Genomic DNA, 11,362 nt, shown 5'->3' with positions numbered 1-11,362 from the left:
AAAAAAAATGAAAACGAAATACAAAATAACAACAATTATCTTTTCCTTATTATTACTAATAGGATGCGAAAAAGACTTCCTTGAAGTGCCTCCACAAGACCAATTAGTTGACGAAACGTACTGGACCAATGAAGGCAACGTAAGAACTTTTGCTTTTGGTTTTTATACAGGCTATTTTACCGGTTATGGTTCTGGATATACTTGGGGCGACTATTTTTCCGGACAAACATTAAACGACGATTTTGCACCTTCAAACCCTCCTCAATTTACACAACAAGTGCCCACAAGTAGTGGCGGTTGGTCTTTTTCATGGGTCAGAAAAGCAAATATTTTTATTGAGCGCGTGCAAACCGTACCTATGGAACAGGAAGCAATAGAACATTGGACAGGTGTTGGACGGTTTTTTAGGGGGCTTGAATATCATGACCTTGTAAACCGGTTTGGCGATGTGCCGTATTATGACAAAGAACTTTCCGAAGAAGATACGGAAGAACTTTATAAACCAAGGGACGACCGTGGCTATGTAATGGACAAAGTATTGGAAGATTTTCAATATGCGGCCCAATATGTAAGAGCTAATGTTGACAGCCCGGGGCTAGAAGTAAATCGCGATGTTGTTTTGGCATATATGTCGCGTGTATTCCTTTTTGAAGGAACTTGGCAAAAATATCATATAGGGGACAATACAAGAGCCACAACATACCTTGAAGCCTCCAAGTGGGCCGCTGAACAAATTATAGATCAAGGGAATTACTCCTTAGGGAATTACCGGGAGGTATTCAATTCTTTAAGCTTGGCCAATAATCCGGAAGTAATTTTATACCGCGAATACGAAGCAGGTATTTTAACGCACGCCCTTAATAGTTATAACAATAAAGAACCTCAATCGGGGGCTTCAAAAAATGCTATCGAATCTTATTTAATGGATGATGGCCTTCCCATTTCTGTTTCTCCAAATTACCAAGGAGATATGGGGATTGAAAATGTAATGGCAAGCAGAGACCCTAGAATGTATGAGACTTTTGTGCCCAATATACTCCGTTTAAATGGAATAGACTTTAATTTTTCTACGACAGGATTTGCCGTCCATAAATTTTTAAATGAACAAATAAAAGACGACCCAGAAGGAAGTTCAAACTTAAACCCAACTGATGCCCCGGTAATACGTTATGGCGAAGTCCTTATAAATTATGCCGAAGCAGCAGCCGAATTGGCTTCCATAGGTGGTCCGGCACTAACCCAAAGCGATTTGGACAAATCATTAAACGCATTAAGGGACCGTCCCGGAATAGCACTCCCCCATCTCCAAGTATCTGGAAATTCTGTTACTGTTGGCGGTGTAGCGTATGATGACCCGAACAGGGACCCAGAGGTACCTTCCGTTATATGGGAAATACGCAGGGAACGTAGAATCGAACTCATGATGGAGGGCTTCAGACTGGACGACCTCAGAAGATGGAAAAAACTTGAATACAGCGATATGGTGTCGAATGAAGATATTAATCGTGGGGCTTGGATAGATAAAGCAAACTATCCAGACAGCAACCTGGAAAGCATTACCCTTACCAATGGTGCTACAGGATATATCATTCCTGCATCGGCATCAGAATCTGCAAGGGTTTTTGACGATCCAAAAGTATATTTAAGTCCAATTCCATTAGATCAAATTAAACTGTACAGCGATCATGGAGTAGACTTAGAACAAAACCCGGGATGGTAGCCACTACCTTAAACCCTAAAAAGTTCTCCAGAAAATTTTCTGGAGAACTTTTAAATTTGTTCTAGTTACCATACATATGTTTTTAATAAATAACCATTCATGAACTTTAAACTCAAATCGATTATTCTCATCCTTTTTTTTGTTGCTTCTTGTAAATCGGGACATCAAACAGCTTATTACAACAAGACAAGCGGGATTGACATTACCAAAAAGAAACCAAAAATCTGGCAAGCAAATACTCCTTATAATATAGAAGAGTTTAGGGCAGCATGGGTGGCCACGGTAGCAAATATTAACTGGCCAAGCAAACCAGGGCTTTCAACTGAAGAGCAAAAAGAAGAAGCTCTTTCACTTTTGGATTTTTTGGCCGAACATAATTATAATGCTGTCATTTTTCAGGTAAGGCCCCAATGTGATGCTTTATACCAAAGCAATATCGAACCATGGTCGTACTACCTCACAGGGAAACAAGGAAATCCCCCTGCTCCATTTTACGACCCATTGAAGTTTTGGGTCGAAGAAGCACACAAAAGAGGACTTGAATTACATGCTTGGTTAAACCCATATAGGGCTCACCATACTTCTGGGGGAGCCATTTCAGAAAATTCCATAGTTAAAACACATCCAGAACTGGTTGTTGAACTTGCCAATGGAATGTGGTGGATGGACCCCGCCTTAGAAGCCACAAAAAAGCATTCGCTATCTGTGGTTGAAGATATAGTTAAACGCTACGATATTGACGGTATCCATTTTGATGATTATTTTTATCCTTACGATTCTTATAATGACGGGAAAGATTTTCCTGATGATAAAAGTTGGCTACAATACAAAAATTCTGAAGGCAAATTAAATAAAAGCGACTGGCGGCGAAAACAAGTTAACGACTTTATAAAAATGGTATACTATGCCATAAAAAAAGAAAAACCATATGTTAAGTTTGGCTTAAGCCCATTTGGAATATGGCGCCCGGGATATCCACAATCTGTAACGGGTTATGACCAGTACAATAAACTTTATGCCGATGCAAAACTCTGGTTAAATAAAGGATGGATTGATTATTTTACTCCTCAACTATATTGGAAAATTAACAAGCAAGGGCAAAGTTTCCCTGAATTATTAGGATGGTGGAGCCATGAAAATTACCAACAAAGGCATTTATGGCCCGGTATTAGGGTTGACCACGGGGGCGGGCAAGTAAATGTTGACGAAACCATCAATCAAATCATGATAAGCCGTGGAATACTCCCAAAAAGCAAAGGGACTGTACATTGGAGCATAGGCCCGCTAATAAAGTACGATACGTTATCTCTTAATATAGTACAAAGGCCCTATGCAAAAAAAGCACTGGTTCCGCCAAGTCCATGGCTCGACAACACACCGCCCGAAAACCCTATTTCTCATATCAATGTGAAAAAAGATGAGGTTTTTGTTACTTGGAAAGCTCATAAGCCAGAAGATGTTTTTCGTTATATTTTTTACTTTCAGTATCAAGGAACTAAATGGGATTATGAGATTTTAACCAATTCAACGCTGTTAAAAAATATCCCCTTGCTAAATGCAGAAACAAATTCCTCGCTACTAAAAATAGGAATTACTGCTGTAGACCGAACCGGAAACCAAAGTCAATTTAAGGAACAAGAAATTATATATACCGAATAAGTTTCCGTACCAATACCTACATGTTCTCATTAAATGCAAAATGCCCGGACTGATTTAGTTCGGGCATTTTTTGTAGCTCAATTTTTATGTTTTATTCAAACAAAACAGATTTATGGTAATCTACCAATCCGTCTATGGGCCTTCTTAGTACTTTCCCCATGGACAAGCCGTTGTCTTGCAATATTTGTCTTAACTCGTCTTGCAAGTAATAAGCTATACTCCCTATAAAATGAACGGGCACGTCTTTTGCCTGTTCAAACTGTGTTATAGAGTTGGTAATAAACAACTGCATTCCTTTCTTTATCAAAGCCTGGCTATATTCCTCATCTTTGTTCTGGATTAAAAACCTGGCAAAGGTTGCCAAATAGGTATTCGGGTTTGGTTGTTTGTATAAATGATTTTTTATACTGTCTTCTTCCAAGTCGTATTCACTGGCAAATTTCACGGCAAGTTTTTCCGGGATTTTATGGTAATAGTAATCCCTTAAAAGCTGTCTTCCAAAATAATTCCCACTGCAATCGTCCATCAAGATATATCCTAGCGAGGTTACCTTTTGAAAAAGTTCCTTTCCATCCCAGTAACTACAATTGGATCCTGTACCCAAAATACACACTATGGCGTGCTGGTTTGGCTCTACAGTTGCGTAAATAGCGGCATATGTGTCTTCTTTTACAGAAATTTTGGCGTTTATAAAGTATTCGTTAAAAATTTCCTTTAAAAACTTTCGCATTCTCTCGGTACCGCAACCTGCCCCATAAAAATAAAGCTGGGTCACTTCTTTCCGATGTTTGTAAAGCTCAAAGTTATTTGCGAGACGTTCGTCTATAATCTCTCTGGTTAATACTTCAGGGCTTAATCCTAAAGTTTTAGTAACAAATAACTTATTACCTTCTTCATCTAATGCGATCCAATCTGATTTTGTTGCACCACTATCTACTATTAAAATCATATTTTAAATTTAAATTAATAGCCACCCAAACAGTTTTACATTTTTTTCAGCAAACCCAAACAAAAGACGGTTGTTGTGCCCAATGGCATGTAGAAACTGCCTATCGCTTCGGTTTGCTTATTTTTTAAAATACTATTTAGGTTACTTTAAAGATCTATTATTATTTACAATGCGCTAATATGCTCGGCTAAGTCTACCAATTTGTTTGAATAACCTGTTTCGTTATCGTACCAAGAAACAATTTTGAAGAATTTAGAGTTTAGCTCAATACCGGCATCGGCATCAAAAATACTTGTGCAGGTTTCCCCAACAAAGTCTTGTGAAACTACCAATTCATCAGTATATCCTAAAATTCCTTTTAATTCGTTTTCAGAAGCAGACTTCATTACTTTTTTAATTTCTTCGTAAGAAGTGTCTTTTCCTAGTTTCACGGTAAGGTCTACTACAGAAACATCGGCGGTCGGTACCCTAAAGGCCATTCCAGTAAGTTTTCCTTCCATTGCAGGAATTACTTTGGCAACTGCTTTTGCGGCACCGGTTGAAGCTGGTATAATATTTAGCATTGCACTACGCCCGCCCCTGTAATCTTTTTTGGAAGGTCCGTCTACCGTTAATTGTGTAGCTGTTGTAGCGTGTACGGTTGTCATTAAACCTTCTTCTATTCCAAAATTGTCATGCAAAACTTTTGTAATCGGTGCCAAACAGTTGGTTGTACATGAAGCATTGGACACTATTCTATCGGAAGCTTTGGCATCTTTGTGGTTTACGCCCATTACAAACATTGGAGCGTCTTTTGAAGGAGCAGAAATTACAACTTTTTTAGCACCTGCATCCAAGTGGTACTGAGCCGTATCCATAGTTGTGAATATTCCCGTACATTCGGCAACGATATCGGCACCTACTTCGTCCCACTTAAGGTTTTTAGGGTCTCTTTCGGCAGTAATCCTAATTGTTTTTCCATCAACAATCAGGTTTCCGTCTTTTACTTCAATTTTCCCGTCGAACCTACCGTGTACAGAATCGTACTCCAATAAATAAGCTAAATGGTCTACATCCAATAAATCGTTAATCGCAACTATTTCTACATTTGGTCTTTTTACCGTAGCTCTAAAAACCAATCTTCCTATACGTCCAAATCCGTTTATCCCAATCTTAATTGTTGACATGTTATTCTAAGTTTTAAAAAATTATTAATTATCTGTTGTTTTTATTTTTAGTATTATGTTGACATTATTTCACAGACCCTCATCAATTCCTTATCGATAGTGGTTTTTCCCTTAATGGCCTGTTCTATTGGTGTAAGGACAATTTCGTCTTTTATAATCCCGACCATGAAATTGGATTTACCTTCCATGAGCGATTCTACTGCACGGACACCCATTCTACTGGCCAGCACCCTATCGAAACACGTTGGGCTTCCACCCCTTTGCATATGCCCGAGCACGGACACCCTAATATCGTAGTTTGGCAGGTTTTCTTCTACATATGATGCAAGCTCAAAAACATTTTTCCCGGTTTTATCACCTTCGGCGACCACCACTATACTCGATGTCTTTCCACTGGTACGGCTTCTTTCAAGAGAGTGCAGCAAACGCTCCAGCCCCCTATTTGCTTCTGGAATCAATATTTCCTCGGCTCCGGCACCAACACCCGAGTTCAATGCAAGCTGGCCACAGTCGCGCCCCATTACCTCTATAAAAAATAATCTGTCGTGCGAACTTGCGGTATCCCGAATTCTATCAATGGCGTCTACCACGGTATTCAAGGCAGTGTCGTAACCAAGCGTATACATGGTACCATCTATATCGTTGTCTATGGTTCCCGGGATCCCGATTACGGGATAGCCAAACTCTTCGTTAAAAACAACGCCTCCGGTAAAGGTTCCATCGCCACCAATTAATACCAAGGCATCAATTCCGTTATCTACCAATTGTTGGTGGGCCTTGGCCCTGCCTTCTTTTGTCCTAAAATCTTTTGATCGAGCCGATTTTAATATGGTACCGCCCCTATTTATAATATTTCTTACACTTCTTGCGGTTAGTTCCTCCATATCGCCTTCAATAAGACCTTGGTAACCTCGATATATACCTACACACTCTATATTATGATATGCACATGTTCTTACAACTGCCCTAATGGCAGCATTCATTCCCGGCGCATCGCCACCGGACGTCAATACTCCTATTTTTTTGATGTTTGCAGACATTAATTTTTATTATTTGGATGGTAAAACTACCAAAGAATTTTCAATTTTCTCATATTGTTTTGCTTAAAAATACAATAATGAAAGATTCAATCGTTTTCGTTGCTAAATTCTTAACAAATGTGTTATTTTTTTTTAAGTCTGAATTTCTGAATTAACAAAAAAAGAGCCCTCTTAACGGTTATTGTAATAAATTTTTGTGTGCAATTATAAGAATAACCAAATGTATTATGATAATTAAGCCCAAAGGTAAGAATATGGCATTTTTGTTTACCGCTCCTATTTTTTTTAATTCCAACGCAAAACTCTACAATGCTTTCTGATTTTTTGGCCCAAATACAGTCTAAAAAAAACTTCATCCATATAGACGTAAAAAAGACTTATTCCTTACTTTTTTTGGTGCGGAAGTTTACGAGGCCATTCCCCATACTATCATCTTCGGTCGTAGCCTCTTCTCCCTTTTTAAGTTCTTTTTTTGTTTGCGCTTTGGCGGGGTCTCCCTCAAAGATTTTTCGCAACAATTGCCTAAAAGTATCAAACTCGACTTGATAAGAAAGCCCAATACCTTGCGTATAGCCCTGTTGTTGGGCAAAGAATTGCTGGATTTCATTTTCGCGGTTAAAAATCCGGGCGGTCAAATTTCCTTCGTCATTCAATAAAATCTGTACTTCCACATCGCCGGCAACAACGGTTTCGGTAACACCTCCAACGGGTACTCCCACTTTTCCGTTAATAAGTATCCTATCGCTTATTTGTGTAGAGACCGTAACCCCAAGCCGGTCTTCGGTTACAAAATCGAGTTCTGGGTTGCGCTCGCCTATTTCATAAGAAACGCCCACATCAAACTTACCGTCTCCCGAGTTTAATACCTGATTAAACAAACTCGATGCCGTTTGCACCAAATTTCCCGTAACTGCTGTTTGGTTGATGCTCAATTCGTTTAAGAAAACCCCTTGGGAAAGCAGGGAAAAAGCTTGCAGCTCCCGTTTTGCATTATCATCCAGTCTATATTGAAGCTCGGCGTTTATAACGGCGTTGGTAGACGGGAAGTTAATTTCGTAATCAAGGCTTGGCTGCATTAATTGCCCCTGAAGCCTAATAATTACATCGGTTTCTATTTTTCGGGTAAGCTGTGCATTATCCAGTAATACCGCTGGGTTTGCATACAACGAGTATTTTGCCGCTATGTTCATGTCTACATCGTCGAGGGGATCGCCCTCCCAAGTAATTGTCCCCCCGGGCTGTACTACAAAGCGTTTGTTTATAAAGCCCCCGTATTTAAAAAGGTACTCCCCTGTATAGGTAATAAAGTCGCCATACATTCTAAATTTTCCGTTGGTATTTATCTCAATCAGTAGGTTTCCTGCGCCGGTACCTTTTAAAGAGCTTCTGGTTTTTTGGTCTACTACAATCTCAATTTCGGCATCGGGGGTAACATCCAGATCGAACTGCATTTCTATGCCCTGAACATCGGCTAGTTTTCGCTGTTCTACCTCTTCTTCGGTTTCGTTTTTTTCAATAAAATTAATAAAAGACGTGTCTCCTATTTCCGTAATATCGCTTACGGGTATGACAAACGTAGTGCCCTTTTCGGTTTTTGCATTTACGTCTATATTTATCATTTCGTTGGTAAGTCCATAAATTTGCGCATTACCGCTTATAAAAGCCGTTCCGTAATACAAAGATTCTTCTTTATGCCCGGTATTAAGCACCAAGAAGCGTTCGCCCATGGTATCTAGGTAAAGATCTAGGTACCAATCTTCAAAATGGTCGTAACTTATGGAACCGCGCAGGCTAGCTTTTGTTTTGTACCTTGAGTCTATAAGGCCAATATTGTCAAACTTAAAAGCACGGCCTTCCAGCGCAACATTCGCAAGTTTATCAAAATCCATATCCACGTTTAGATATGGAATTTTAAGTCCGCCATCGGTTATTTGTATGCTTCCGTTCATTTCAGGATTTTTCAGGGCGCCTGTTACTTTAAAATCGCCCGATGCAAGCCCGCGCATATCCGAAATTACATCGCCCCCCAACGGGCTCAGTGCTTTTAGGTTCAACCCTTCCAAATGCGCATTAAGGTCCAGCATTGTATTGGTCTCAGTTGGTTTAATTTCGCCTAAAATATTCAACGATTCGGTATCTTGATTTACAATTTTTGCATTTACCCCAAAAGTGGTGAGGTTGTCGTTCCCGAGAATAGATAGAAACAAATTCCCCAATGGCAAATCGTTTACGGCAAAGTTTGAAATTTTTACATTGGACGAAGGCGTATAGTTGCTGTTTCGCTGTAAAATGTTTAAATATCCATCTACAATGCCATCCAGTTTTAGGCTATCTACATTGGGCATTATCTTGTCCAGTGCTACTTTTTCAAATTCCAGATCGATATCTTTATACGTACTGTCTATAAGCGTTCCTTCCAGGCGTATCTGTTCGTCTTTATAGTTCATTACAACCTGGCTAATGTTTATGGTGTCCAAGGTTTTGTTGAAACTTACTTTATTATTGGTATCGTTGTTTTCGTTAATTATCCAGTTTCTTCCCTTAAATCCAAGTTGGGAACGTTTTAAGCCAATAACAGACTCTTGATTGTTGTTGAAGGTGTGATAAAAGTTAAGGTTGTACACGTCGTTGAATTCCTTACCGCCCTTAAATTCTGTTCTAAAGAAAAGCGTATCGTTAATTTTTGTGTTGATCAAACTAAAATCGCTTACATCGTAAATATTAGACTGAATATCCTTTACTTCAACATAGGTATTGTACAATGGGTTTTTGTTGTCTATTTGTATTTGAATATTATCAAAGATGTTTCCGTTGGCATTAATTTTAGGCGAGTTAAAATTCAGCTTAAAATCACCTTCATCGGCCGCCATGCTCCCTTTTATGAAGGTATTGCTCCCAAATTCAAGCTTTGGGAAAAAAACCTCGATTATCTTGTTGTATATTTTAAAATTGAAGTCTACATACTGTCCGGGTGTAATTTCAACGGGCTCGTAATTTGTATAAATGCTACCAATGGAATTTTTTACCAAATTACCCAGTTCCCTAACCCTGTACTTGCCCCTTAAAGAACCGGTAATAATGTCCGGGGAATTTACGGTAATAATACGTTCGTCTCCTTTAAACTTTGAGGTTACCGTAAAATCATCAAAATAATAACTGTCGTTCTGGTTGGTATAATTGGTTTTGTAAAAGCTTATCTCCCCTGCCAAATCGTACATTGTATTTCCTGCCATGTCGGCCACGATATTCCCTTTGAATACCGATATACTGTCCCGGTCGACAAAGTTTAAGCGATTGAGGTCTATCCTGTTTACAGAAGCCACAAACTTAAATTCATTGGTGTCGCCCGAAAGGTCGGCCAATCCTTTAAAGGCAACATCAAAATTTTCGTCTTTAGAAGTTACCGAACCATCAAAAAGCTGATCCTTTAAAATTCCCGAAACCTTCAGGTTTTTATATTCGTACCCATTGTAATCAACGGTATATACCTCACCAATTATTTCTGTATTGAGGGCCTCCTGCTTAAATCCTTTCCCGTCTACCCGAATATCCAGATCGGTTTCGCCCAGTTGATCGTTTTCAATAAAGGTCCCCATGTTAAAATCTTGGAGAGAGAGCGTTCCTTTGTACGAGGCCTCGTCTATATCGTTAATGCTGGTAAGCGTTAAATCGGAATATCCCTTACCGATATCCGAAATAAGGTTTACCTTGGCATAAACCGATTGCTCGGTGATGCGCATGTTTCCAAAAACGGAAAGCTGACCGAATTTTTGAAAAGAAGAAGGCAACGCCTTGCCCAAAATGCCCGGCAGTAAATTGGTAAGCTGGTAATAGTTGGACGATACATTCCTTAGATGGGCATCTATGCTAAAGGGCTTGGCTTTTTCGAACATGTTGTTAAAAACAAAATCGCCGTCTATAAGTGTGTTTTGCGATGTCATGTTAAGATTGTTCATTTCGAGCTTGTTTAAAACCCCTTTAAAATTAGAAGACAGCTCTACTTCCCTTCCGGTACCAAATTCATCAAAATAAAGGTTTATCTCGTCAAGGGAAACGGTAGAATCGTCAAAGTGCCCGGTTAATTTTACCTTATTCATAAAATCCCGGAAATCTTCCACTTCATAATTAAAAACCACATCTCCTTTGATAAACGATTCGGGGGTATCGATTGACAGGCCATCCAATCGCATTTCGGTTCTGTTGTAAGAAAATTCTGTTTTTAAACGGTTTACCACCACTCCTTTCTTGGAGGTAAAATCCAGCTGCTCCACCCCGACATTTACCTGCGGGCCCAAAATTTTAAACGAGTCGGCTTCAATATGTAAATTTTCGAGTCCCAATATTACAGGGTTCTCTTTGTTCTCGTCTACCAGCCTGAACTCGCTTTTTTTTACCGAAATATTAGAAGAAGTCATTAAAAAAGGATGGTCCGGATCGCCTTCTCCACTATCGAGCTTGTCCACGAAAACATTTAAATTGGTATTGTCTTCGCCCTTGTGGATTTTTAGGTTAAGCAACAATTCATCGGCCCTAATCTCGCCAAACTCCAGATCGCCCTTAACCACATTGCGAAGGCTTAAAATAGATGTGCTCAATTTATTGATATAGATAAGCGTATCCTTTTTATAATCTTCTACATAAACCCCTTTAATGTTTACATCGCCAAAAAAGGGAATAAAATGTATCTCGTCTATATTGATGTTGGTATTGAAGGTTTCGTTTAAGTACTTGGTAGCGCGTTTTGCAATGGATGTCTGCACAAAAGGTAAGGATAGAAAAATACTTGCCATCACCAAAATAAGGATCAAAACAAGTAGTATTCTAATTA

General features: G+C 39.2%; 6 protein-coding genes. 2 read left to right on the top strand and 4 right to left on the bottom strand.

The genetic code is table 11. From position 1 onward, the window contains the following. Nucleotides 1-7: 7 nt before the first annotated feature. Both PSF86_RS04395 and PSF86_RS04390 read left to right on the top strand, forming a co-directional pair. Nucleotides 8-1,720, top strand: coding sequence for a RagB/SusD family nutrient uptake outer membrane protein (locus PSF86_RS04395; RefSeq protein WP_277898827.1), 1,713 nt, complete (start codon nt 8-10; stop codon nt 1,718-1,720). Nucleotides 1,721-1,819: 99 nt separating this feature from the next. After that, on the top strand, nt 1,820-3,379 hold the full coding sequence (locus PSF86_RS04390; RefSeq protein WP_277898826.1) for a glycoside hydrolase family 10-like protein: 1,560 nt from the start codon (nt 1,820-1,822) through the stop codon (nt 3,377-3,379). A 91-nt stretch (nt 3,380-3,470) separates the two neighbouring features. Here the strand turns inward: PSF86_RS04390 and PSF86_RS04385 are convergent, their stop codons facing one another. The 4 genes from PSF86_RS04385 to PSF86_RS04370 all read right to left on the bottom strand — a co-directional run bounded on the left by PSF86_RS04385 (nt 3,471) and on the right by PSF86_RS04370 (nt 11,342). Continuing rightward, the gene (locus tag PSF86_RS04385; RefSeq protein WP_277898825.1) at nt 3,471-4,328 is read right to left on the bottom strand and encodes an N-acetylglucosamine kinase; all 858 of its coding nucleotides are present in this window, start codon (nt 4,326-4,328) and stop codon (nt 3,471-3,473) included. Between the two features lie 164 nt (nt 4,329-4,492). After that, nucleotides 4,493-5,494, bottom strand: coding sequence for a type I glyceraldehyde-3-phosphate dehydrogenase (gap, locus tag PSF86_RS04380; RefSeq protein WP_277898824.1), 1,002 nt, complete (start codon nt 5,492-5,494; stop codon nt 4,493-4,495). Between the two features lie 53 nt (nt 5,495-5,547). After that, on the bottom strand, nt 5,548-6,534 hold the full coding sequence (gene pfkA, locus PSF86_RS04375) for a 6-phosphofructokinase (protein WP_277898823.1): 987 nt from the start codon (nt 6,532-6,534) through the stop codon (nt 5,548-5,550). A 377-nt stretch (nt 6,535-6,911) separates the two neighbouring features. Next, entirely contained in the window at nt 6,912-11,342 is a 4,431-nt protein-coding gene (locus tag PSF86_RS04370) for a translocation/assembly module TamB domain-containing protein (RefSeq protein ID WP_435369339.1), read from the bottom strand. Between the last annotated feature and the right edge of the window lie 20 nt (nt 11,343-11,362).

Origin of the sequence: Galbibacter pacificus (assembly GCF_029603165.1) — a bacterium.
Lineage (GTDB): Bacteria > Bacteroidota > Bacteroidia > Flavobacteriales > Flavobacteriaceae > Galbibacter > Galbibacter pacificus.
The sequence above is the reverse complement of the archived record's forward strand: the minus strand, read 5'-3'. Positions and strand labels throughout refer to the sequence as shown.